General features: G+C 45.4%; 12 protein-coding genes. 4 read left to right on the top strand and 8 right to left on the bottom strand.

Going from position 1 to position 25,861, the window contains the following annotated elements:
- Nucleotides 1-9 precede the first annotated feature (9 nt).
- The 7 genes from B4W65_RS10665 to B4W65_RS10635 all read right to left on the bottom strand — a co-directional run bounded on the left by B4W65_RS10665 (nt 10) and on the right by B4W65_RS10635 (nt 17,464).
- Complete coding sequence (locus B4W65_RS10665; RefSeq protein ID WP_088655144.1) at nt 10-1,572, bottom strand: fasciclin domain-containing protein; 1,563 nt, start codon at nt 1,570-1,572, stop codon at nt 10-12.
- Nucleotides 1,573-1,616: 44 nt separating this feature from the next.
- Entirely contained in the window at nt 1,617-3,620 is a 2,004-nt protein-coding gene (locus tag B4W65_RS10660; RefSeq protein ID WP_088655143.1) for a fasciclin domain-containing protein, read from the bottom strand.
- Nucleotides 3,589-5,142 carry a RagB/SusD family nutrient uptake outer membrane protein gene (locus B4W65_RS10655; protein WP_088655142.1) on the bottom strand — a complete coding sequence of 518 codons (1,554 nt, stop codon included), beginning with the start codon at nt 5,140-5,142 and terminating at the stop codon, nt 3,589-3,591. Before B4W65_RS10655 ends, B4W65_RS10660 begins: the two co-directional genes overlap by 32 nt.
- A gap of 13 nt (nt 5,143-5,155) precedes the next feature.
- Nucleotides 5,156-8,464 carry a SusC/RagA family TonB-linked outer membrane protein gene (locus tag B4W65_RS10650; RefSeq protein WP_088655141.1) on the bottom strand — a complete coding sequence of 1,103 codons (3,309 nt, stop codon included), beginning with the start codon at nt 8,462-8,464 and terminating at the stop codon, nt 5,156-5,158.
- A 100-nt stretch (nt 8,465-8,564) separates the two neighbouring features.
- Nucleotides 8,565-11,225, bottom strand: coding sequence for a fasciclin domain-containing protein (locus B4W65_RS10645; RefSeq protein WP_158522836.1), 2,661 nt, complete (start codon nt 11,223-11,225; stop codon nt 8,565-8,567).
- A gap of 67 nt (nt 11,226-11,292) precedes the next feature.
- Nucleotides 11,293-14,007, bottom strand: coding sequence for a glycosyl hydrolase (locus B4W65_RS10640; protein ID WP_088655139.1), 2,715 nt, complete (start codon nt 14,005-14,007; stop codon nt 11,293-11,295).
- A 265-nt stretch (nt 14,008-14,272) separates the two neighbouring features.
- Nucleotides 14,273-17,464: a cadherin-like beta sandwich domain-containing protein gene (locus tag B4W65_RS10635; RefSeq protein WP_088655138.1), complete on the bottom strand. Its 3,192-nt coding sequence runs from the start codon at nt 17,462-17,464 to the stop codon at nt 14,273-14,275.
- A gap of 334 nt (nt 17,465-17,798) precedes the next feature.
- Here B4W65_RS10635 and B4W65_RS10630 point away from each other — a divergent pair, with 334 nt between their 5' ends.
- From B4W65_RS10630 to B4W65_RS10615, 4 genes are all read left to right on the top strand, one after another.
- Entirely contained in the window at nt 17,799-19,772 is a 1,974-nt protein-coding gene (locus B4W65_RS10630) for a LamG-like jellyroll fold domain-containing protein (protein WP_088655137.1), read from the top strand.
- A 13-nt stretch (nt 19,773-19,785) separates the two neighbouring features.
- Nucleotides 19,786-20,814, top strand: coding sequence for a hypothetical protein (locus tag B4W65_RS10625; RefSeq protein WP_088655136.1), 1,029 nt, complete (start codon nt 19,786-19,788; stop codon nt 20,812-20,814).
- Nucleotides 20,815-20,847: 33 nt separating this feature from the next.
- Nucleotides 20,848-22,764 carry a family 43 glycosylhydrolase gene (locus tag B4W65_RS10620; RefSeq protein ID WP_088655135.1) on the top strand — a complete coding sequence of 639 codons (1,917 nt, stop codon included), beginning with the start codon at nt 20,848-20,850 and terminating at the stop codon, nt 22,762-22,764.
- 91 nt (nt 22,765-22,855) lie between these two features.
- Nucleotides 22,856-23,707: a tetratricopeptide repeat protein gene (locus tag B4W65_RS10615; RefSeq protein ID WP_088655134.1), complete on the top strand. Its 852-nt coding sequence runs from the start codon at nt 22,856-22,858 to the stop codon at nt 23,705-23,707.
- A 110-nt stretch (nt 23,708-23,817) separates the two neighbouring features.
- On the opposite strand, the gene B4W65_RS10610 is transcribed toward B4W65_RS10615, so the two are convergent.
- Nucleotides 23,818-25,854 (bottom strand): RagB/SusD family nutrient uptake outer membrane protein, encoded by a 2,037-nt coding sequence (locus B4W65_RS10610; RefSeq protein ID WP_088655133.1) that lies wholly within the window; start codon nt 25,852-25,854, stop codon nt 23,818-23,820.
- Nucleotides 25,855-25,861: the final 7 nt, after the last annotated feature.

The raw sequence follows: 25,861 nt of genomic DNA, 5'->3' as shown, positions 1-25,861 counted from the left end.
ATTTATTGCTTATTCTACAAAGGATTCAACAACGGGTTCCAATACTATTCTATCTATTCGCATCGAACGAGTATATGCTCCGGCTGTTTCCTCCTCCAACTTTGTCTCGTTTGTTATTTGAATGGTCATGGCCGGGGCACTATGCTCATCGGATTGAATATTGGCATATGGCAAATCCAACTCAGTTACAAACAACTTCGTTTTCGAAGCAGGATTGGTTTCCAAAGGACCACTGACACGAACACGTCGCGAACCACCAGCATCGGTATTCAAATGCGTTATCATAAAACTTGCCTTCGAAGGCAGTTGCTTATTTGGATCATTAATGGTTGTGGGCAAAAACTCTACATACAACCTATACTTACCCGCCAAAATATCAGGCAAGGTAAAAGTCACACTGGATTTGGGACTATTACCTGGCAACGACGATTCCAGAACAAGAAAACTTCCGGAGACTTCTTCCTCTACACTCCTTCCCGACCGCACTGAATAAAAGAAATTGGTAAAACTTCGGCCGCTGGGCTCCTCGGCTTCCAGTTCAATTGGCTGTAACCAAGTCAGGGTATCCACAAAAGGATAATGGGATGTTCTGAATCCGCGTCCGTTACTTAAGTCGACAAGCTCAGCTCCCGCAAACAAATATCCCGGATTGTAAAAAATCTCATCAGCCGTACTAACAACAGAATCCAATCCGGAGACATCCCTCCCGTCGGTTCGCAAAACCAAATGATCAACCATAGCCTGACGCGACAATTCCTCAGAACGCTGAAGACCACCGCGGGCTGAAGGGAAATTGTACCTGGGACGAATTTGTGCATAAGCCTCCGTCCAAGCCTCATCCGACAAAAGCAGAACACTGTAAATACTGTCCTCCGAATTTAAAAAACCACGTGTATTCAGAAATGAATTGCTCATAACAAAAACAGAGTCGTATACGGCATTGCCCTCCTCATTAAAGCCAACCTGTACACTTTGCTCAGGATCAAAAACCATCTCAGTTAGAGAATTGATATAAGTCTGCAATGAATCAAACTCATTTCCTGTGGTTAGAAATTCCCAAAGATTTGCAGTATAAGGGACATAACCATCAAGCCGATGAACCAAGCCGTTACCTGCTCTGATGTTATTGCTCTCAAAAGACACGTCGTTGTACAATAACTGCTCTCCATCACCGTGCAAAAACACTCGCTTTCCGTTCATCAGTGGAACAAGGCGATCGGCCACAAACAAACTGTAGGGAAAACTGCCCCTGGTAATATGATTTTCTACAAAATTTCGAACTGCCAGCGGCCCTTCCAGCTCAAGATCGGCCAAAGCAGTGTTAAGCGGAGCCCATACAGTGTAGGTCTGAGAAGCTCCCAAGAGGGTGTCGTAGCCAGCCTCCTTTACTAAAGAGGTAAAAGTACTGAGCTCAGCGTCCGCTTCCAAATAAGTCCAAATACTGGCATAAGCAACAGACTCATTAGCGCTTCCCGTATAGTGCTCGTCCCATTTGTCTTCACATCCGGTTCCCAAAAACAGGGTGACCAGCAGAAATCCTATCCAGGCAAAGCTATCCTTAAATAATTTCATGGATATTTCTTTTATAAAATTAATATTGTAAGGCAACTCAAGTCCTAATCGATGCCTTCAAATTCAATCAACTCAATGGGCATAAACTCCAGATAATCGAGCATAAACTCACCTTCACGTGCAGCACGAACCTCAAAAACATGGCGGCCATCTTCTTCGAAAGTGAAAATCCCTAAAATCTTTCGCAAAGCAGCCGGACTCTTGCGGGCGCTTTCTAACGCTCCTCCACCGTACCACTCAGGGTTAAGCACCTTAAAACTAGCCGGTGCTTTCATGTACCCCCTGTTTCGCATCATGCGATCGTTATCAAAACCATCCGGATCTGTAGGATTATCTCCAGGGGCCTCATAACCAACTTTTCCGCTCGAACCGTCTAGGCGCAAATCCAAAGGAATACCTACTGGCAGTCCATCCCAATACATTTGAGCCGCTCCTCGGAAAGGTGTCGGCTGGTAACCGAAACGAATTTCGTAAGTGCCTGCTGGAATCGGTGGAGTTTCAATCTTGAAATGGTACAAACCAACCAACCAAATTTCGTCACCCTGATAATCCAGAAAACGATCATCGGCTGTCAAATAAGTAAACTGCGTACCTTCAGAGGTCCAGAGTCGCTCCATATAATTAGGCGGAAAATAATAACTCTCTCTGGGATAATTTATCGAATCCAGCTCGGTATAACGTTTACCAACCCGCATATCGTTGTTGCGCAGCTCTCTGAAAAAACTGGCTGCATCCATCCTTATACGTTTGCTGGTTAGCATATCTACCACCTCTTGAGAATAGACCAACACGCCATCAATACCATGAACAATACCGTTCACCGCATCCATATCCACAAAAGTCCCATCTAATCTTACCGCTTTACCGTTGGGCAATTGATTAAACACATTGTATTCATTGGTACTTCTAATCACTTTTACTTCCATTAAAGCATTGGGTGCTAAGGTCTCCAAATACTCGGACATGTCGAAACTCTTGACAGAATGGCTGGTTCCGATTTTAAATCCGGTATTATCGTAGGCTTCAATAAAATATTGCTGAGGAATGGTGCGATCCAACAAGTGATAGGCGACAAAACGATTCAGACTGTTGCGACGATCGGTAATATCCTCAACATCAGCATCCTCAGGATACATTGCATCATACACCTGGCGGGCAAAGTTTTTCATTGATGCCAAATCAGTAATATCATTTTGTGCCAAAACAGAATTACTGGGCACCAGTGCGGTAAATCCGTATTTCCGTTGCCGGGGCACACGCTTAATGACCCCTCCCTGTCCGCCATCCTTATCGGCATGATCTTCGATTAATTCAACAGGCAACTCATAATCGGTATCCTCAATATCCAGCATCAGTGCATACAAGCCTGTTTCGGTTAAGGCTTGACTAAACAAACTAAACTCAGGAATTTCAGCGATAACATCGGGCACTGTATTATCTGTGGGAGAGATTACGCCTTCCAGAATATGTACCATTCCGTTGTGCAATTCAATATCGCCACGCTGAACAAGAGCGCCGTTAATCAAAAAAACATTACGTCCCAACTCATCCGAATCAAAAGCCACACTGATGTTCCTTCCATTCATCGACAAATTAGAAAGCATCCCCTCTCTAAAGGACTCGGTTGAAACCAGAAAATCTTTGATCAAATGGTTATAGGCCATAATGCGCAATGAGTCAACGGTGAAATCAGCAAGCGATTCCTTCCCCTTAGCGGCATAATAAGCACGCAGCGCCTCATTGGTGGGCACAAAACAAGTATACTGTCCATAAGCATTTAACAGCCCCATAACCTTGGTGGTGTCCAATATACGTGTAAATTCAGAATATTCGGGGTTACTGCGAATATAGGCGCCTACTGTTTCTCCCGAAAAAGTATAGTAATTTCCGCCTATATCGTCGCTGTTGCAGGAACCCAAAAAGAGTACCCCGGCAACAATCAACATTTGCATGAGTCGCATCCATTGACCTGCAAACGAGTTTCTAGCTTTAAACACTGCATCCATCGCCATATATTTACTTATTGATTGTTTCACTTTCGATATCATAAAAGGGGTTTTGCTCCAATTCCTGATTGGAGTTCAGTTCGTCGATGTGTATGGGCAAATACAAGGCATCCTGAACCTGCCAGGTGAGACTGGTTCCACCGGAAAATTTCATAGCCACCTTGGCTGCTACAGCCCCTGCATCATCAAGTCTGCGGCCGTACCTTACCAAATCGAACCATCTTTTACCTTCAAACATCAATTCCCTTTGTCGCTCTCGTAAAACGAGTTCGCGCATGCGTTCTTTTGTTGAATAATTACTCAGCTCCAGAAGTGCATTATCTTCATAATTCATGCGGCCATAAACCTGATTTACAAGAGTAAGCGCTTCGGCCAGGCGATCAAGCTCAACCAAGGCTTCGGCTTTTAAAAGCAGAATGTCGGCCAAGCGATAAATAATCCAATTTGGCGTACGGGTACCGAAAGCATAAGAACTGCTGCTTCCATCTGCCGATTCAGTCCGGAAAGCACCACTGTACTTGAAGGCACTATAATTTTCCGAAGTAAAAGGATAAAGAAAATCCTTTTTTCTAAAATCATTGGCGCTTTCGGTACCAGTACCCTCCTTACGGTCAAAAATACGTGGCAGTGGATTTCCCTCTCCCTGTATCAGATTCATAGGAAAGGCCCAGAACCCGTTAGGCACCTGATAAAAACCCAGATACTCGTTTACCCTGTTGTTGTTTTGCACATCACGATCAAATTGCAATTCAAAGATACTCTCCACGGAATTACCCATAAAGAAGACTTCCCGAATCAATTCCTCCCCGGGGACCAACTCCAGGTCCTCATTAGTCAATACAAGATCACAGTACTTCACCGCATTCTCATAGTCTTCCAGCCACAAATAGATATCTGCCATTAAAGCCCGTACAGCCGACCGGGTTATTCGCCCTTTGGTCAACTCATCGTTCTCGAATCGATCGCGACTGTTCTTTTCTGCAAAGGAAAGGTCTTCCAACAATCGATTCAGAATGACAACATCGGGAGATGCCGCAACCTGATAATCCTGGTTATCATCCACACTGGCCGTTTCAATCCAAGGCACTTTTCCAAAAGTCCTAACCAGATAAAAGTAAGTAAGTGCTCTGATGGTCAGGACCTCAGCTTTTATGGAATTGAATTGGGCCTGACTAAAATTTTCATCCTTTTCCACGACTTCCGGCCCATACAACAACAAAGTGTTGCAATAATTAATCACCGAGTACATACTTCCCCATTTGGAAAAAGCATTATTAACAGTAATCTCGCCATTAATCAGGCGAAACATTTCGTAAGGAGCTCCTGCCGTATTGGACACCACATTATCGGAGCGCACTTCGCCCCAAACCAGTATGCGTTCCATATACCCGTCTTCGGTCATTGCCCGATAACAACCAGCCAACACCTGATTTACATCGTTTTCATCCTGCCAGTAATCCTCCAGTACAATTTCACTTTCGGGTCGCAAATCCAGCCAATCGCTGCAGCCTGAGAAAATCATCAAGCCCGGCAACAGAAATAATATAAACAATAGCTTCTTCATAGTCCTTCAAATTTTAAAAACCAACCGTTAAACCAAAAGTAAAATCACGTGATCGGGGAGTCCGATTGTTGTCGGTACTGACACTGAAACTTCCGTAGCCCACCTCGGGATCTACCCCTGTGTATTTTGTTAAGGTAAACAGGTTATTAAACGTCATATACAGGCTCAACTGTTTCATATTATAGCGCTTGAGGATATCCGGAGCTACCGAATAGCTGACCGTTAAATATTTCATACGCATGAAGGTTCCATCCTCGACGTATCGGTCGCTGCCCAACCAGTTGTAGCCATGTTGAAACAGGGCACGAGGGATGTCGGTAACATCACCGTCTTTGCGCCAGCGCCAGTTTACCGCCACACTCTGGTTGTTGTTCGAATGCATATTTTCTGCATACATTCGGGCTGCATTAACAATTTTATTTCCATAACGGAAATTAAAAAATGGAACTATTGCCAGCCGTTTGTATCTGAGGGTTAACCCAAATCCACCATTAACCTTGGGGTTGGAGTTACCCAAATAAACAATATCCAACTCATCAATACTGCCATCACTATTAATGTCCTCATAAATGGCATCACCTCCGCGAAACTCATACTCATTAGTACGATTGTAAGCAAAAACCATGGGCAAAGGCTCTCCATATTCATCAACAAATACATTACCATCTGCATCGCGGGCAACCGGGGCATTTTCCTGGACACCGGGAATATATCCATCGTACTGATAAACGCCCTTGTAGCGGAACCCATAAATGGATCCGTAAGAGTTCCCCTCCTGAATCCGCGAAAGATAACTTCCGTTATCAAAGTTGTAATCTCCATTGTGGCTGCGCAGCACATCGTCGCGCAACTCAACAATGGTATTGACATAGTTACTCAAATTGAAATTAAAGTCGAGTGAAAAATCGCTGCTGCGAATGGCATTTACCGTATAAAAATTAAACTCCCAGCCATTGTTGTCCATAGTACCAACATTTTGCCAGGCCACACCTGAATACCCGGAAGAAGCCGGAAGCCCCAGATTCTTAAACAACAAGTCTTCGGTTCTGCGGTTATAAAAGTTTATATCGAACATATACCGATCATCAAACAAACCAAGATCCAGTCCGTAGTTCCAGGATTCAGTTTTCTCCCATCTCAAATCGGCCAAACGCAAGGTTGTGGGACGGGTAGCAGGCATCCCGGCATAACTGCCGTAGGAAGAATAACGACTGAAGTGCAGATACTCCTGGCCGGGCTGGTTTCCACTGATACCCCAGCTTGGGCGTATGGCCAACATGCTCAACCAATGGCTTGTATTGTCCATAAAGGCTTCATCGGAAATAATCCACTTGGCCGAAACTCCGGGAAAAGTACCAAATTTCCTGTCATCACCAAATTGAGTACTGCCGTCACGCCGTACAGTGAACCCCAGGATATAACGTGACAAATAAGAATAATGCCCACGAGCCAATAAAGCATTAGATCGATAAGCCGAGCGACTGGTTCCCATACCACTTATAAAACCTTCACTACCCGGGTTGGTGATAAGATTGGATGGAAGGTTGGTGGTTCCGTAGCCCTGACTCGAACTATTGCCAGTACGGGTTTGAAAGGAACCGTACAACATAACACTGTGATCGGGATTACTTAATTTGGGCTGCCAGGTGATGTTGTTATCCATCATTACTGTTACACTCTCAGAATCGGCCGTCTCAGCACCATTAACCCCATCGGCATTCCAAAAGTTATTGGTGGCTTCTTTCGGCAAAAAACGATGTATCTTGTTATTGTTCACATCAAAGCTCACATAAATGTTGTATCGCAAGGTGGATTGATAGGGATCCACCAGGTCATACTGCAAACGAAAGGTGGGCAAAATCCTATAATTCTCATGACTGTTGGTTGCTAAATTGGCTACCCCTACAGGGTTGGGCATAAATTTCTGAGAATTATGCAATTCCGAATCCCGTTGAATATTATAATAAACGTCGCTTTCCCGGCCAAGGGCATCTTGTTGGTAAATACTGACGTTGGGCATTTTCCGATAAGCCATTTCCAACAAATTCAATTTCCTTTTATTGTTGTCAGGGTCAGGAATCTGATCGTAATTTCGCGCATTCTCCGAGTAAGTATAGGAGAATTCACTAATGAAACGGATACGATCCGAGACCGAATACTCGAGATAGGAACGAGTGGTAAAACGATCCATTTTTTGACCAATAATTGTGCCCGTTTGCCCCAAATACCCTCCGGAAACCCGAAAACGAGCCCGCTCACCGCCACCCGAAAGGGTAACATAATGATCATGCGAAAAGCCGGTTTGCGTTATGGCATCGAACCAATTGGTATTGTTGTTAAAATTTTCGTACTCTGCAAAATTGGGGTCGTACATAAATTCACGGATGTTCGCAGCTGTTTCGTTTTGCTCACTATTAAAATAGGCCTGTTTCATTAACATGGTGTAATCGTCACCATTCAACATTTCCACGCCCTGAGGCTGAACGGCACGAGTCATGCGATAAGAGTATTGAACACGGGTAGGCCCGCGAACCCCCCTTTTGGTTTTAATAACTAAAACCCCATTGGCCCCTTTAGCTCCCCAAACAGCGGTGGAAGCAGCATCCTTCAACACCGTAATTTCCTCAATATCGTCGGGGTTAATACTCAACATATTGGCAAACTGCTCTTCATTGGCACTGGCAAAATCAAAATTAGGATCAATTTCAACTTCATAAGGAATACCGTTTAATACGATCAACGGCTCACTCGATCCGTTAATCGAGGAAATCCCCCGTATACGCATGCTGGTGCCACTTCCCAGGTCACCTGAATTTCCCACAATATCCAAACCGGCAATCCGGCCCTGAAGAGCGTCATCCACGGAGGTTACTTGAACCCCCTCAAACTCCTTGGTACTGATGGTTTGCACGGCCGTGGAAACCTCACGTTGCGGAATGGCGAAGGTCCCGTCGTTGTGCATGCGGGTTGCTGTAACGACCACCTCATCGACCTGTTGCAGCTCATCCTCCATCACCACATCAATCTGCCGACGGCTGCCAATAGATTCCTGTTTTGTCACAAAACCTATAAAACTATAAACCAATGAATTATCAGGATTCTTAACCCGCAGCACGTATTGCCCGTTGATGTCGGTAACCGTCGCTCCTACAATCCTTTTGGTAGCGTCCACTTCAATAACATTAACCCCAATAAGGGTTTCGCCTGTGAGTGAACCCGTCACCGTTCCCCGAATGATCAAATCTGAACCACCAGCCTGCCCCAACAACCACAGAGGCACCAAAAGAAAACTGAGCAGTATAATACCTATTTTAACTTTCATCAGATATTGTTTTTATTAATTCCTTGTCCTCGATCACAAGCATATGTGCAAAACACCATGCCGCATCTGTCTTTTTCTAAATAAACCTATGACTACTACACTACTCACCACCGTCGACACCACCAAAAGTCAAGACTTTGTCTATTTGATGAATTACCAGGGTGGAAGAGGTGACAATTCGCGAGGTATTGTAGTTGGGGGCATTTGCAGAACCCGAACCCGTAATAGTAAGAAAGAAGTTAGGATTACCATTAGTAAAATCTACATTAAAGATATAATCTCTGGTAACCAGGTTAGAACTCCCCCCATCGGTCAAAACTCTGGCGGTATCCCCATTTTCAGTTTCAATGGTTAAATCATTACCAGACCCGGAAACTCTCAGCTTATAATATTTATTTTTCCTTGTTCCGAATAAGGAAACGGCATCATCGGTTTTAATGGTTGAGGTTTGGTATAAGGCAGGCACCCTAGTGCCACCAACTGTAAGGGCATAATCCTGAAAATGATACCTCAAAAACCGCTCAAGATGTTCAATTGCCGCTTCCTTATTTTCAATATCCTCGGCTGTTTCTTCAGGCATATCGTTAATTCCTACAACACCGGGATAGTCCATTCCGGATTCCCATGGCTGCACAACACCATTCATAATAGCTTGGTTGAGTGCAGCATTGGTCGGCACGTAAAGGGTGTAATGAAAAGAGTTCACAAAGCGAAGGTTTTGGTCTATTCCTACATTATTCGGCCGCAGAACAAACATTTGTAAATCATCTGTAAAACCGCTCATCAGATCAAAAAACACCGAGAACTCGGGGCGGGTACTTAAAACAGAATAAGCGGAGTTAAGGGGGGACTGTAAGGGCCGGTCGATAAGATAGGTCTTACCATTGGCTTGTTCAAAGATGTGCGAAACACCAACCTCCTCACCACGTTCTGCATTACCCATCCCTTGCACGGTCATATTGGGGCTGTCTGGGTTGCGAACACGCAGCAGGGTACCACCTTTAGTAAGCACATATTCCGAATCGGTGGGGAGTGGGCCTACCACAATGTGGTTTTCCAATAAATCCCACAAACGATTTAAAATAAAATCATTCTGTTCATTAACCTCACGGGGAGATGAATATGATATGGTACGCAAAGAATCTCCAACAGTATTGGTCTCAGGATCCCATTTGTAGACCACAGCCTCAACATTTGCAAAAGTCTCATTGTAGCGATACTTAATAGCACCCTTCTGCATAATACTTCCCTCCTTGTGAATTGAGGCAACCGGATCGATGTAGCCTTCGAAAAAGGCATCAGTGGGAACAAAGAAACTGTATTCGCTTTGGAGGGAATTCAGATAAAAGGTATAATCGAGTTTACTCACTATCCAATCGAAGATTCGCGTCGTACTATTGCCTCCAAATAAAACCGGAGCATAAACCGAAATGTAATCGCTGGGCGGATAAACAGTATTGGTTTCATATACCAAGCCGTTTACAGCCATATAACTCTTGTCAATATGACTCAGCTCTATGGGCAAATCATCATTGTTGCTGTCGGTCATCCGATCAAAGCGTGAAGGAACCGAATTAATGAAGGAGGTGCGCATGTGTCGTTGCAGGAACTTCATGACAATATGGTCAGGCACCCCATCCCAGTCACCAAAATAGTCCCTTAACACACGGCCCTCATCTGTGTCGTTAAGAAAGCTCTCCATTGCAGCGTCATTAGGCACCAACATGGCAGCCATATCACCCTGCATAGCAGTAAATTCACTACGGTAAGCATTCCAACCTGGGTTAAAGGGTAAAAGCAAATTCTCAGGGACGGCATTACCATTATCGGGAAACTGTGAAATCCCACCCAGGCTGGCAAAATACTCCTTCACAAACAGAGAGTCATTAAAGCCAGGATTAATCTGACGATATTCCTCCTGAAAATCTCCTACATAAAGGGGAACACTGAATCGTTCCAAAAGCGAAGAAAAGAGAGAGGTTGAATTATTTTCACGCAAATATTCGGCCATATTATGGGGAGGCAGCAACACTTCCGACAAAACGTTCACATAGCCGTTTTTACAAACCACATCGCGTTCTATAATTCGATTGCCAAATATATGCGCATCGCCATCCTGCCGCTCTGAACCCGTAAAGAGTTTAAAATCATTATTGCTGATCCCCACATTACGCATAGGACGGTCCAAAAAATAGACCATCGGTTTGGAGGTGTAATCCTTTAAAAGAAAGGCACCCTTATTCTTTAAACCCTCCCACCAGCGGGTATTCGGAAAAACGGAGCCGTTTTCAAAAGAAACACTATCATAAGGCGATAATGCAGTTGCTCTACGAAACGCACGTCCTTCGAGAAGTGCTCCGTCATTATAATTCGCAAAAGTCTGCATCAAATAGGCATTGTCAACCATGCCATAGTTCAGAATCAGTTTCTTTTGAGTTAAAGAAAGATCTTCGTAACGAGACACACCCCATTGATTATCAGCAAAAAACCTTGAGAAAGCATCATCATCGGCAACAAACAGGGTTTTACTCCCAGTATGCTTTAACACCTCACCGTAACCAACATCGTCGATCAACTGAAGATAAATACTGAAGCGATCCTGCTCAACCAGATAATCATAAATACTGGAACCAAGCCAAGTAGGCTCTTCGTCGTTGTATATATAATCATCCTCACAGGAAACAAGCCACAAACTTCCAACCAGCAGCAATCCCAATAAAAGTGCTTGCCGAACATTTTGTTTCCAAAATCCCTTTTTCATTACTTGTGTCGATTTAATTAACATTCAAAAACAGTAGGACTAAGCCTGAGAAACTCAAAAACCTTCTTCACCACTTAACCATCTGGTGGGTAATCCCTTCAGCCCTTATCACATAATTTCCGGGAGGCAAGTCCCCCACATTTAGACTTTGCTGCACCATCTGGCGCTTAACAAGTACTCCTGTTGTGGAAAATACGCTCACCTCGATGGGATGTAGGCTGTTAACAAACAACTGATCCTTTACAGGGTTAGGAAAAAACTTTAAATCTGCCCCGACTGCCCTGTTCGCAACAGCAACATTTTGTCCAGGCGCCAAATCCATAATCATCCAGGCGACTTCATCGGCCTGCACTACGCTGGCACCACCAGACAACTCTCGCTGCCGAAACAAATTAAACTCGGGACTTCCTTCAGTGGGGTAATATCTAAGCGTGGAGGCAAAAGAATTGTTGTCTGTCTGGAAACTGCCAAAAATTACAGGCCTGGAAAAACCCTCATCTGTGGCAACTTTAATCAAATCGGTGGTTACTGCGCCATCAGCTCCCGTATCGGCCGCTACCATTCGGAAACTACCGATGGCACCCTGACCTCGTTCAATGGCTAAATAATTAACTAACTCCCCAAGGGTAGCAGCTGTGACAGCTTCCTCGGATTTCAAACGAACTTCAAATCCAGTTGTGCTTATATTTCTAATAGCAAGTGCAGTGGGAAATGGAGAACCATTCGAGGCCTGGGTAACGAAGACCAACGGCGCCTCATCAAAAGTTCTCTCAAAGACCACGGGAAACCATTCCCGCTTGACTCGACCAACTTGTCCGACCTCCCCTTGCAGTCCTCCAAAACTATAATCCCCGGCAGGCAAGGAAAGAAGGGCCAATGAGTCTCCCCCCGCAAAATTAGGATTCCTATAATAATTCCAAGACTCCACTTTATATTGAAGATTGCTGGTGGTGGTTGTTCCTATTCGAACAGTAAGCGGCATCACCGACTTAAATCGTGGAACGCCTAAAAAGGCAAGCGGAACCGATGGATAGGTTTCCGAAAAGACCAATTGTGACCAGTCGGAATCTAAAATGGGGAAAAGTCCACCTTCAACAGCTCCGGTGCCCGCTGTCTTCATATACAACACTTCATCGGAATACAACCATGCATCATTGGATGTTTGAACCCCCATACGATACCTAATGGTACCGGCAACCATATCACCAATGGGGTCCAAAAAAGACAGAGTACCCAAATTTTCACTCTCATAAACCGGAGAAAAACTACTTCCATTTATACTACGCTCCAAACGGTAAGCTTTTACCAAATCGCCATTGGGATTGGACCATGCGAGGCGCATGCTGGAAGTAGACCGGTGATAGGAAATAGAGAGTGTTGGCGCAACAAAGGTATATCCTGGAATAACTTCGAACCGGGAATCATAAGCAACTTCAGATTTGTTGCTGGCATAATACTCTCCTGCTAAAGTAAGCTCACCATTTAACACCACGGCCCTGGCATCCTCCACCCAATTGTATATAGAATAACGCTCTATAAAACTGGTTGTATCCAAGACAGTTAAAATAGCCTTCAAATCATTCAATTGCTTTTGCGCATTGGCATCGGTATACGCCCGTGAATCATCTGGCCACCACTCATTGGTCCAATTGGCGCCATTGTTCCATTCTGTAATCCAAATAGGACGGCCGGTACGCTCATGAATGTATTTCAAATCGTTGTACCACTGTTGAGCCGATTTGGCCCAATAGGCATGAATGGCCACAAAATCTACACGATAATTCAACTCATCACAATGATCAATAAAATTAAAAAGTGACCAATTGTTAAAAGGATCTGAAGTGGCCGGTGCCCCCAAACGCAAACCGGAAGCCATAAATTGAGGCCACATAGCAAGCGCTTGATCAAAAGTCAAATTTGATTGATCGGGCCTGTCCGGCTCATTAAATCCAAGCAAATTGGATACGTCGGCTTTATTATTAATAAGATCCCAGGAAGGCCATCCCCCATTTTGACGAATAACCGCATATTCCTGATCGTGCGAAGTAGCCCCTTCAGCATTCCAGTCGTAATACCATGTAGCATTCACCATTTGGTATTCACCGGCATTCCATCCAGCCCATCCTTTCTTTGTTACCCATTGATGTTTAAACACACGAATAAACGAAACATTTCCATCCAGAAAGTCAGGCATGACTTCAAACTCCAAATCCTCTTTGTCCGCAATAAAAACGCGACTGTAACCAGAACCATCAGAGTTGGTGGCTAATGTAGCTTGATAACCCCGCTTTAATTTAAAGCTCCGAATGGCATTATCAAAATCACCCAGTTGATTATGGTGTGTGTGCAATGAAAAAGACTTTGTTTCTCCATCAAAATAAGCTGAAGTGAAAACAGTTAAAGGCTCATAAGAGGCGCTGTGAGGCATTAAAACTGTACCGTGCGCAAAAATGGCAACCCGACCGTTAACGCCATCATAAAAAGGGGATCCCTGAACTTTTACCTGTCCCAGAAAATTGGCTACAACTTCGGAAGGTTTGATGTTCTCAAAAACCACCCAGGCATCTTCGTGATTCAAAGAAACATCAACGCCCGCAGCAAAAGGCGTTGTTTCAGAGGTTATATGCAACTCAAGCGCCTGATCCAAAACCCGGCTTTCGGTTATTTGAACAAGCTCTTCGACCGGAACTGCAGATTGCAGACTGGCGCTACTAAGCAACCAAAGAACCAAAACAAAACCTGAGCACCTAAATACCGAAGGGTAAAAATTATTCCATCTCATAAAGAGCGATTTGTAAAAATTAAGTTAACAACACAAAACAAAAGTAACCGAAGCCAACCAAACCGGATATTCATAAAATTAAAAATGCTGTTACAAATTCGACATAGCCCAAAAAAATCGGAGAACGAGACAAACACCCACAACCACATACCATACTAACAACAAACACATTAACAAAACAACAAACCACAATCTCCAAGAAAAAGAACGGGCTGCCCAAAGGCAGCCCGAAACTTTTCATGAAAAAAGAAAGAATAACATTTCCTTACTTTTTAACAAGCTTAATAATTTGAGAACCCTTGGCAGTATCCACACGCAACAGGTACATGCCAACTGAGGGCAAATCAAATCCGAAATCTGAACCATTCAATGGCGTAGTCAAAACCACACGCCCACTCAGATCGTAAACCGTTACAGTACCTACTGCACCGTTGGCAACCAAATTGAAACTGCCGGATGTTACAGTAGGATAAACCGCAACACGACTGACTTCAGCAGGTTGTGCAACCGAGGTAAGGAAGTCGAAATTAAGCGTATACACCAAAGTGGTTTCACCATCTGCGGCAGTAACTGTAACAACAGCCTGTCCGGGCAACTCCGTAACTTGAACCACCTCGGCAACAGCTGAGCTACCAGTAGCAACCGCGGTGACATAGGGCAACTCTGCGCCTTCGTCCAGTAAAATGGTATAGTCGTACACATAGGGACTGAATCCTTCAATGGTAAGGCCATCTACTGCAAGATCCATCAATGAAGCATCAGCAGAACCGTCCTCAATTGGAGGACTGGTGGCACGTAAACCGATCTCCTCTTCAGACATGCGTCCCATATAAATATTGTACTCATAGATTCCTCCCAGCCAGGTAAGGTCAGCGGTATAGCCACCTTTTGCCAGGTAAGCAGCAGCATTGCTTAGGTCAAACACTTTATTTCTATCGCTCAAAGGTTGCGTACCTATAGCTACACCGTCGATATAGAAGGTCATCTGCTCATTGTCGACCACAGCAACAAAGTGGTGGGGAAGATCATCGTCATATGGCTCAGAATTGATTCCGTCAGCACCAGACCAAGGCTCGGTGTATTTGTTGGTTGAGAACGACAAAGAACTCTTATGGTTCATAAATATGTAATCCACACCCAGATCATCCTGCGTATCACCTAAATAGGCAATCATGGTATTGTTGTTGCCGTTGGTTCCATCTCCACGGAAATAGAGTTCCAGGGTAAATGCAGGATAAGTATTAATGGCAATGGTTTCTGCATCCAACGAGATGTAATCTCCTTGCTCAGCCGTAATGTACTCACCAGAAACAATGGTACCACCCATAATGGTTCCGTGGGCCTGTCCTACCACATCCCGGGCTGTTCCGTCCGCAAAGGTATAAGAGTGACGCAAAGCAAAGGGTTGTTCACGAATGTAATGAACCACGTATTCTGTAGAATAGTTGGCATCCTCGGTAGAAGTAACAGTAACAGTAAAACTGCCACTGTCGCCTTCCAATGCAACGGTTCCAGTACCGCTAATCTCAGTGGCTGCATCAACTGCAGTTGCACTCACCTCTGCTTCGGTAACTTCTTCCCCAATTACCACGTGATATTCTTTGGTAAAACTGTCAAAAGCGGGAAGCAGCTTAAGGCCATTAACAATAAGAGTATCCAAACGAGTTTCGTAAGGATCAACCAGATCCAACACCTCGTAGAGGTTCCAAACAATATAACTGTTGTTCGAAGGTTTGTCATTATACACACCTCCTGCCAAATTATCGTTGTTTGTTCCCAGATACTTGTTGCTTGTATTTGATGCGTATTTTTCGCGCGCAACAGAAATAATATGGAAACGATTGGGCTCAAACTCTTCCACGCGGAAACGGGCACTATCAAGTTCAGCAGGCAGTTCGGCCTGCGGATACATTTCTATATTCCACACCGGATCCTTGGTTATGGCCATGTACTTATCGTTTCCATTACGCAGAAAGTATTCACCCTCCACACCACTTTCTTCAAAAGTATAGACTAAAGAAGGATTGTTGATTTCAGGACGATAAATATAGATTAATGTGGTATCTACTCCTTCACCAATAACAAACCCGGTTCTTTCATGAGTTAGGAACAACTCCTTATTGGCGGCAAACTTGGAAATCCCATAGGTAATGCTATACACCATAGTAGTATCGCCATCTTCGGACACTGAAGTCACCTCTACGGTCCCTCCTTCGGGATTTACCGTATGTCCGCTTACGTTAGTCACCGTTGCACCTGCCCATAAAGCAGTACCAGTTACATCAAGAGTGCTTACGTCACTAGGCAAAATGGAGGTATACTCAGTAACATGTGTATTAAACTCCGGCATCAGCGTACCTGCAGAAAGCTCAAGTCCCGATAGGTTGGCAGAGGTAGTTCCCTCAGCACGTACCACGGTTACGTAGTACTGACTTTGTGTAACACCATCGGCAGCCGTAACCATAACATCAACATAAGTGTCGCCTTCCCCTTCCAATGGTATAGGACCAGCGGGGTAAGGATTGCCCTCTACATCCAGTAAGGCTGCATCGGCAAAATCTACTTCCGGTATGGCCTCTAAAGACACTTCTGTAGCGGCATAAGGCACGGTAAGCGTATAGGTATCCTGAGCCGGATCAAAAACCATATCCCAAGTACCTTCTTCCGCGGTAAGATCAGCCAAATTGGCATTAAAATAGTCCTCTCCCATATAATCAAGAAAACGCTGACCAATTACTTCGGCCGACATCGTACCTTCATAAATATGATACTCCTCTATAAATCCCTTCCATTTTGGGTCATTACTGTAGGGAGTCCATCCTAAAAAGGCCTTCTCTGGACTAATCGACTCTCTGCGATTTGCTTCAGACAGAGGCGTAGATCCACTAAATTCCCCATCCATATACAAGATAATTTCAGTATCGGTAAGGATGGCCACCATATAATGCGTACGCGAGTCGGTATACATTTCACCCTCCACAGCACTTTCTGAAGACCAGGGGTTATCCACAGTGTTAGCTGATATCGCAAGTCTGGAAATGCCATCCTCACGAGAGGGCTGAAATTGAAAATAGTCCTGACCTTTCCAACCTTCAACTGTCCGCCCAAATGAGAATATCGTGGTATAAGAGTTGGGCGCATTGGCGCCGGGTTTTTGCCGGAAAAACAACTCAACAGTTACCGCATCCTGGTATTGAGCAATGTCGAAACTGTTTGCAGGAAAAGTAACATAACCACCATCCAAATCAAGATTCCCATCAACAACACTTGCCGCATCAACCAGCAAGCCTTGTACCCCACCTTGGGAGTCCACCACATAGTTTTGACCATCAATGGTCACTGCCTCCTGAAAATCAAAGGAGTGCTTAAGGGTCTGGGCCATGAGCTGTACAGAGGTACTCCACCCCAATGCAAGCGCAACCACCAAAGACCTCATCAGTAAATGTCTCATTTTCATACTAAAAAAGATTTAGATTAAAAGTACAAACGACGTGTAAACAAATTTTAACACTAAATCAAAATTATGCAAATAAACCTGAAGTAAATAGTAGAAATTCAAAAAAACCTTTCAATTATTAATGCTTTACGCAGACCCACCAGCAAATCATTCGGATCAAAAAAAGGACGGTCAACAAGCATTCAATCAACAAAAAGCGTTGACGACTTACAACACAATTGGACTTCCAACTGGTCGAAAAACTGCCATTTTTTGTACAATTACTACCAAAGAGCACTAACAATATCAGGTAATTTTACAGAAACGTACACAGCAATTAACTGAAATTTTTGAAATGCAAAAAGAACTACGTAGAACAGCGATTTCCCTTTGCTTGGGAATGATGGGATTGCTCCTGCCCTCCCTCAGCCCGGCTGCTCCCATATTGCACTATCGGTTTAATGTTACCGACGACCTTTGGGCCGTGAATGAATTCGCAGAAAACCACAACGGACAGCTGGTGGGTAGCCCATTGTATGTTGACGGGTTTGAACAGACAAGTCTGGAACTAACTAATCACGGACAATATATAAAAGCACCAGAAGATCTTACCGCGAATCTGACTTCCTTCACTTATATGAGTTGGGTCAAACTGGAGACTTTAAAAAAATCGACCCGCTTTTTTGATTGGGGGTCGGGAATTAACGGAGACAATGCATTTATTGCAATGATTCCAAGTTATGGAAGCGACAACGGGGTTATGGCGCTGCGTTTCAGATCAGCCAACGGACAAATTGCCATGGCTTTCTCCAACAAACGATGCCCGATTGGCGTATGGACCCACATTGCACTGAGCTATGTTTGGAACGAAACTACGGAAACCGGCACCGCCACCTTTTTCATCAATGGAGAAGAGGCCGGATCGACCAACAACCTGCCCCATCGACCCGATGATTTTTTAGGAACAACCACCGACAATTATTTTGGCTATTCGCGTTACGAAACCGACACCAATGGCTTTGGGGGAATGGTGGACGAAATAAAACTTTTTTCCACCCCCTTGTCCAAAGAAGATATTCAAAAAGAAGCCGGTCTGGAAGGTCGGGCAGGAGCTTTGCTCATTCACCACAACTTCAGCACCAACCAAGCTGACGACGAGATAATGGATGCAAGTATCTTTAAATTAAAGGCCACCCTTAAAAACGATGCCAACATTATAACCCTTGGCGACAACGAGAGCGGGTATATTAACGTACTAAACTTAGGCGAAAACAATGGATATCTGGACCTGGGAGCAGCTGCAGGCAGTATGCTGGCCCAATGCCAGGACTATACCCTATCGGCCTTTTTCAGAGTAGATAACACCTACACTCGCATACAACAAAACGGCAATTACCTGTGGACCTTTTCCAATTCGGTTAATATGACCAACGACCAAAATGGTTACCTGGCAGCTGATTTAAAAAATCAAGAGCAGGCCATCAGCCCCAAATCCAACACAACTGCTTCGGGGCTCCAAAAGGTGACTTTTGGCCAGGAAGCACTGCTTGGAGGCTGGCATCACATGACCTATACACAAAATGGCCAAACAGGAACGCTGTTTATTGATGGTGTTAAAGTGGCCCAGGAATCCATTAGCAACACCATTGCGTCCAGTCTGTTAAAAAACACACCCACGGGGCCTCTGTATAATTGGCTGGGACGCTCCTGTTTTTTTACAGACGGATACCTGGGAAGCACGTTCATTTATGATTTCAGACTATATAGAAAAGCGTTAACGGAAGCAGAAATCGTAAAAGACGAATTAAAAGTAGAAGAAACCATTGCGCTGTTAGAGCGAGCAACCGCAGCCAATATCGCGACGGAACAAATTGCTGAAAGCTCCAATTTATTCACCAAAAGCAAGCCATTCGCAAGTCATTTAATTACCACTAAAACCGACAACACAGAACATCCAACCCCCTTGGCTGAATTGAACACCTTAACCTTTACGCCAAACTCAATGTTGCTCAATACCATCAATGGCACTTCAAAGGAAATACTCCTGGGGGAAGTTCAAAAGCTAACATTTGCAGGCCTGACAACTTCCATCCAGCTTCCTACAGCAAATCAGAGTCTACAATTACACCCCAATCCTGCTCAATTGTATTTCACCCTTTCTCCCATTCCAGATAGCGGCCTTGCAGTCAAAATCTACAACATAAGTGGTCAATTGGTGGGCCAGCAACTACTCTCTGCTGATAATATGACTGTGAACATTTCAAGCCTGCCAGCTGGCTGGTATTTGATCCAAACCAAACTGGCCAACTTCAAATTATTAAAAAACTAAACCCTGTATAATAATGAGAACGCTCCATTCGCTCTTTTTTGCTCTTCTGCTGCTTTTCTCCATTAATGCAACAGCAACAACGCTCAACCTGCATCGGACAAACAGCCTGATTCAGCGCATACAACTCAGCAGCATTGTGAACATTACAACCGATAACCAAGACAGCACTTTGGTTATTGCAACCAGCGACCATCTGATTTTGCGCATTCCAATCGTCGAAATCGACAGCATCACCTATGGCGAGGCAAGCTATGCCTTACCCGGAGTAACTACGCTTTCGATCGACCCCATGGTTCAAGGCGGAAAAACCAACGGACTGGTAGATATACACGATGACGGCGGGTGCCCGATACTGGAACGGGGTATGGTTTGGGCGGCCCACAGCTACCCTACTGTGGCTGATTACAAATTTTCCGCTGGGGTAACCAGTGGAAAGTTTTACACCTTTTTAAGTGATTTGGATCCGGAAAGGAACTATTACGTCAGAGGCTTTGCCACAAATTGTGAAGGCACCGCCTATGGCGAAACCATAAAACTCGAACAGAAAACCGGCAACGTCACCTACAACCTGGCCGTTGACCCCAGCGCGGCATTCTACGACCAATTGAAGCAGGCTCTGGACAGTGCCTGTTACTATTACAACAGGTACACCACCTTCGAGGCCAACATATATGTGTATTATAACGAAGGCATCCCTACGGCGCAAGCCAGTTACCGCGGCAGTATAGGCTTTGGACCCAACACTTCCTATATGTGGGTAGGAACGGTAATGCACGAAATGGCGCACTATTTTGGTTCGGGAACAACCCAGGCGTGGAAAAACCTGATGGTAAACGGAGTTTGGCAAGGAGCTGCTGGTCAGGCTTTGTGTCAGGAGTTAACCGGACAGACACTCAAGGGCGACGGGGGAACCAACCCCATTCACTATTGGCCCACAGGCATCAACTACCGCAACGAAGTTTCTTCCGTGCAAGACTTAATCGAACACGCCCGTATTGTACAGGCCATGCTGGTTGAAGATGCCAAAATTCCGAATAAGTAAGTTTAAACAATCAACACAACTAAACATAAAAGCATGAAGAAAAGGACGTCATTGTTTACCGCAGTACTGACAGCAGTACTGCTGTTTGTAGCCCCCCCGCAGGGAAAGGGACAAAGCAACAATGTGAAGGAGAAGGACTATGTGGCCTATCTTTTTTCGTATTTCACCGGCAACACCGGTGATGAAGAGGCTGTTCGTTATGCCATAAGTGCCGACGGTTTCAATTACCACAGCCTAAACAACAACCAGCCGGTTATCGATTCAAAGGTCATCAGTTCAACAGGTGGCGTGCGCGATCCGCATTTATTAAGGGGTGAAGACGGCGAGACCTTTTATATGGTGCTGACCGACATGGTCTCGGCCCGTGGCTGGAGCTCAAACCGTGCCATGGTGCTGCTTAAATCGACCGACCTGCTAAACTGGAGCTCCACAGTCATCAACATTCAGGAGAAATACCACAATCAGGAGGATTTGCTGCGCGTTTGGGCACCGCAAACCATCTTCGACAAGGAAGCCGGGAAGTACATGGTTTACTGGTCGATGAAGCACGGCGACGGGCCCGACATTATTTACTACGCCTACGCCAACGAGGATTTTACCGACCTGGAGGGGGAACCTCAAACGCTGTTTCTTCCTAAATCCGGACGCTCCTGTATCGATGGCGACATCATTTTTAAGGACGGCCTTTACCACATGTTTTACAAGACCGAGGGACATGGCAACGGCCTCAAACTGGCCACCACAAAGTCGCTCACCTCGGGCGAGTGGACCGAGTACGACGACTACAAGCAACAAACCACCGAGGCCGTGGAAGGGTCATCTGTTTTTCGCCTAATCAACAGCGACACCTACATTCTGATGTACGATGTGTATATGGCCGGGCGCTATCAGTTTACCGAGAGTACCGACCTGCATAACTTCTCGGTCATTGACGAAAGCATCTCTATGGATTTTCATCCCCGACACGGCTCCATTATCCCCATTACACGTAAGGAACTGATGCGGTTGACCGACCAATGGGGAATGCCGGCTGAATTTCCGGGAATTCCAAATAACCCGGTGTTGGAGGGCTACTTTGCCGACCCCGAAATCATTTACTCCCACCAACATCAGAAGTACTACCTCTATCCAACCAGCGACGGCTACCACGGTTGGAGCGGCACTTATTTCAAGACCTTCTCGTCGGAAGACCTTGTTACCTGGGACGAAGAAGCGGTAATTCTCGACCTGAAGAAGGATGTGGCCTGGGCCGACCGCAATGCCTGGGCGCCTTGTGCCATTGAGGTGAAAAAAGGTAAGAAGTACAAGTACTACTACTACTTTACAGCTGCCCAGAAAATTGGGGTGGCCGTGGCCGACCACCCTGCCGGTCCCTTTACCGATTCGGGCCAACCGCTCATCAATTTCAAGCCTGAGGGCATCAACCGTGGTCAGGAAATTGATCCGGACATCTTCATCGACCCCAAAAGCAAAAAGCCTTATTTGTATTGGGGGAATGGTTACCTGGCCGTGGTCGAGCTCAAGAAAAACATGACCGAAATCAAGCCCAAAACCATGAAGGTGCTGACCCCTTCGGACAACACTTTTCGCGAGGGCGTAGAAGTCTTTTACCGCAACGGATTGTATTATTTCCTGTGGTCTGAGAACGACACCCGCGATGCAGATTATCGCGTACGCTACGGCACTTCTACCTCCCCCACCGGTCCCATTGAAATTCCCGAAAACAACCTGATTCTGTCCAAGCGCCCCGAAAAAGGCATCTACGGCACCGGACACAATTCGGTTATTCAGGTTCCGGGCAAGGACGAGTGGTTCATTGTTTACCACCGATTCAGCCGTCCTAATGGCATAAAAATGGGTGGCGATGCAGGCTTTCACCGCGAAGTGGCCATCGATAAAATGGAGTTCGACGAAGAAGGCCGTATCAAGGTAATTGAGCCTACCATTTGATAAAATACAATTTTGGCACTTACTTTGCCGCATGTTATTGGCTGCTGCCAAAACATGCGGCAAATTGCGTTAAATCCATAAATACAGCATCATGAAAAAAAGCATACTCATTTTAGCCCTGGCTTTTCTTCTTCAGCCGGGAAAAGCTCAAAGTCAGGATCCGGATGTACTCAAAAGCGACGCCTTAATGGCGCAAAGCATCGACGATTTTACCTCAGCTGCCCAGCTCTTTGAAGCAGCCGTTCTGGCCTACGAAGAAAAAGGCGTTTTCGACACCTTAAGTGTTTATCGGGCCGGCATCAACAACATTCGTCTTAAGAAACACGAAAGAGCGCTGGAATTTCTGAACAAAATGGTGCTACAAAAGATCGAGTCGGCCGATTTATATCACGCCATGGCCGATGCCTTTATTGGTCTCAACAACTTTGCGGAAGCCCAAAGTCAGCTCGAGAGAATACCTGAAATTAATCCCGAAGAAGCCCCACAGGCCTATCGCAAACTGGCCACGGTATGCTTCAATGGACGTAATTTTGAGGATGCCATTATGTATGCCGACAAAAGTCTGGAAAACCAATCCGGCGACAGCCACATTTTGCTCATTAAAATGATGGCCCAGGCCCAGTCGGGCAAGGTCAATGAAGCCATCAAAACGGGCGAGGACTTGCTGGCCCTTGACCCAGAAAATCCCAGAGCCAACGAACAGGTAGGCCTGTTATTAAGCCGCATTACCGATATGCAGTACGACCGGGAAAAGAAGCGCTACGACAACCTGGCAAACCCTACCCGGGTGGATTATTCCAATACACGGAAAAAGCTGGCCGATATCAGTCAACAATACCGCAAAGCCATCCCCCACCTCGAAAAAGCATTGGCGGCCAATCCCAACAACACCACAGTAAAAAATGCGCTTGAAAACGCCCGTCGCCGTCTCAACGAGGAATAGCTTTCTAACGGGGCTTGTTCAAAAATATCATCCCCGCTAAAAAAAACGCAAAAGGGCCGGCGCTTTCGCCGGCCCTTTCTTTATAATCAACTCTCCAATACGCCCTTAAATTAATGCCCAATGGGCCCCTGGTTGGCAACTGTAGGCCATCCCGGATTCTGATAAATGGGCGATGTATTCACATCTTCTCCATCTTCTGACGAGATAAGAAAGTGCTGTATGGCAATCGGCTCAAGGTAATGCGCCTCGGTAAAGAACAATCCATTGTAGAAGTTGTTGTTGGACTGAACGATCTGGTAGGGACGCAAATAATCACTTAGGGACGGAGAAGAAACGGTGTTCTTACTCTCATCCGCCTGATCAGCAATTAAAATACCTGCTTCATACTCAGCATTAACCGGTCCCCAGATTTTCATTCCCTCAATCTGGAAGCCATTCAACTGATCCATAGCGCGCCAGCGCAACAGATCGCTGTAACGGAAGCCCTCGCCAATAAACTCATTACGGCGCTCACGACGAATATTGAACAAGGTCGCATCTACCATTTCACCTTTAGAATAGGCACCCCAGTCGACCAAAGCCTCCTGAGCCATATCCGTTGCGGCAATAGTAACGCTGTAATCGGGATTAATCCCTGCGCGTTCACGGATGGCCCGCCAGTAGGCATCGGCCTTTGAATCAATAGTACCCTTAAGCTCATAACTGGCCTCCAGATAAATCAAATAGGCCTCAGCCGCTCTGAAAATAACGGGAGCAGTAATGTCCTGACCCAAAATCTGCATATTGTAGTCAAGCGCATAACCTTTACCCAGCATATAACCAGTAGAGGTAGAATACTTACCATCAGAACTGTAAACCACAGGAGCGGTTTCAAAACGCTCAGGATTGGCAATGTTCTCAAAAGCCTTGACCTCTCCGGGAGCTTTCATAAACAAACGCCAACGCCAATCGCGATCAACCTTCGTGTCCTGAATGTAATCATCACCGGCATATCCACTGGCTGCAGCATAAACAGGAAGCCCATTCTGCATCAAAAACGACTGCTCCATTTGGCGGGTATACCCTTTTTGTGCGCCATGATACAAATAATGGTTGTAACTGTGGGCTCTTCCCAATGCAACATCGTGTTCACGATACATCAACACCTCAGGATAGGCCGATGGGTTGGCTGTTGCAAACATGTTGTAGTAAGCATTCGCCGGCTGATCGGCAGCCTCTTGAATAACCTGATTATTCTCAGTCAACTGCACAGCATCAGCCACTTCAGCAGCGGCCTCCATGGCTTCGTTCAGGAAAAACTCAATTTCACCATCCAGACTTCCACTGGGGAAGCTGTAGTTCTTATTATAGTCTTTTGAAGCGCCTGGCCAACCCGGACCGTTAGGAACCAACGCAGTACCTGCATGATACTTCTCCCAGGTGCCTTCAAACAAGGCAACACGTGCCTTCAAAAGCAAAGCAGTATTACGAGTGATTCTTGTTTTCCCACCAACAGGATTGTCGGTAAGCAACTCAATCGCCTTATCCAAATCCTCCAAAATAAAACGAGCCACCTCATTACGCGGCTGTCGTTTAGAAGCTTCCACCAGCACCTCATGATTATCGGGCTTGGTGTTGGTAATAATCGGAAAGTCACCGACTTTTCTAAGGCGATAGAAATACTCATGCGCCCTTAAAAAATAACCTTCACCCACATAGTGCGCAACATTTTGACTGTTTCCGGTGATTTGCCCCTCCTCAAAACGGGGAACAACCGTCTCCAGATACTGATTGAGTGCATAAATATTGGAAAAATTCCAATGACCGCCAGTCGCACCCACTCTCCAAAGGCCGGGCACATAACGGTTGTTCGACCCCCTGGTTGTGGCATTATCGGTGGCCAGGTCGTTAAAATAGAAAGTCTCTCCGCCACTGCCATAATGAGAGGGCAACTGCCCGCCTTTATCGTGACTGTTTTCGTTGAAGTTATTGTAATCTGCATAGTATTTAATGGTGTAGGCAGCCAAATGCGCCTCATCCCACAAATACTTTTCAGGAGAAATCTGAGATGGCGGTGTCACGTCCAGGAAATCGTTACATCCCGACACAAACAGCACCCCCATACCCATAGCAAAGCCTGCAGCTTTTTTTAATATCTTGTTTCTCATCTTTATT

It is taken from the genome of Geofilum rhodophaeum, assembly GCF_002210225.1.
GTDB classification, from domain to species: domain Bacteria; phylum Bacteroidota; class Bacteroidia; order Bacteroidales; family Marinilabiliaceae; genus Geofilum; species Geofilum rhodophaeum.
This window is presented reverse-complemented; position numbering and strand designations above follow the sequence as displayed.

Coding starts and splice junctions, on each gene's coding strand:
- B4W65_RS10655 (WP_088655142.1), bottom strand. CDS start 5,142: ATGAAGAAGCTATTGTTTATATTATTTCTGTTGCCGGGCTTGATGATT.
- B4W65_RS10620 (WP_088655135.1), top strand. CDS start 20,848: ATGAAGAAAAGGACGTCATTGTTTACCGCAGTACTGACAGCAGTACTG.
- B4W65_RS10660 (WP_088655143.1), bottom strand. CDS start 3,620: ATGATATCGAAAGTGAAACAATCAATAAGTAAATATATGGCGATGGAT.
- B4W65_RS10615 (WP_088655134.1), top strand. CDS start 22,856: ATGAAAAAAAGCATACTCATTTTAGCCCTGGCTTTTCTTCTTCAGCCG.
- B4W65_RS10640 (WP_088655139.1), bottom strand. CDS start 14,007: ATGAGATGGAATAATTTTTACCCTTCGGTATTTAGGTGCTCAGGTTTT.
- B4W65_RS10665 (WP_088655144.1), bottom strand. CDS start 1,572: ATGAAATTATTTAAGGATAGCTTTGCCTGGATAGGATTTCTGCTGGTC.
- B4W65_RS10650 (WP_088655141.1), bottom strand. CDS start 8,464: ATGAAAGTTAAAATAGGTATTATACTGCTCAGTTTTCTTTTGGTGCCT.
- B4W65_RS10645 (WP_158522836.1), bottom strand. CDS start 11,225: ATGAAAAAGGGATTTTGGAAACAAAATGTTCGGCAAGCACTTTTATTG.
- B4W65_RS10630 (WP_088655137.1), top strand. CDS start 17,799: ATGCAAAAAGAACTACGTAGAACAGCGATTTCCCTTTGCTTGGGAATG.
- B4W65_RS10635 (WP_088655138.1), bottom strand. CDS start 17,464: ATGAAAATGAGACATTTACTGATGAGGTCTTTGGTGGTTGCGCTTGCA.
- B4W65_RS10610 (WP_088655133.1), bottom strand. CDS start 25,854: ATGAGAAACAAGATATTAAAAAAAGCTGCAGGCTTTGCTATGGGTATG.
- B4W65_RS10625 (WP_088655136.1), top strand. CDS start 19,786: ATGAGAACGCTCCATTCGCTCTTTTTTGCTCTTCTGCTGCTTTTCTCC.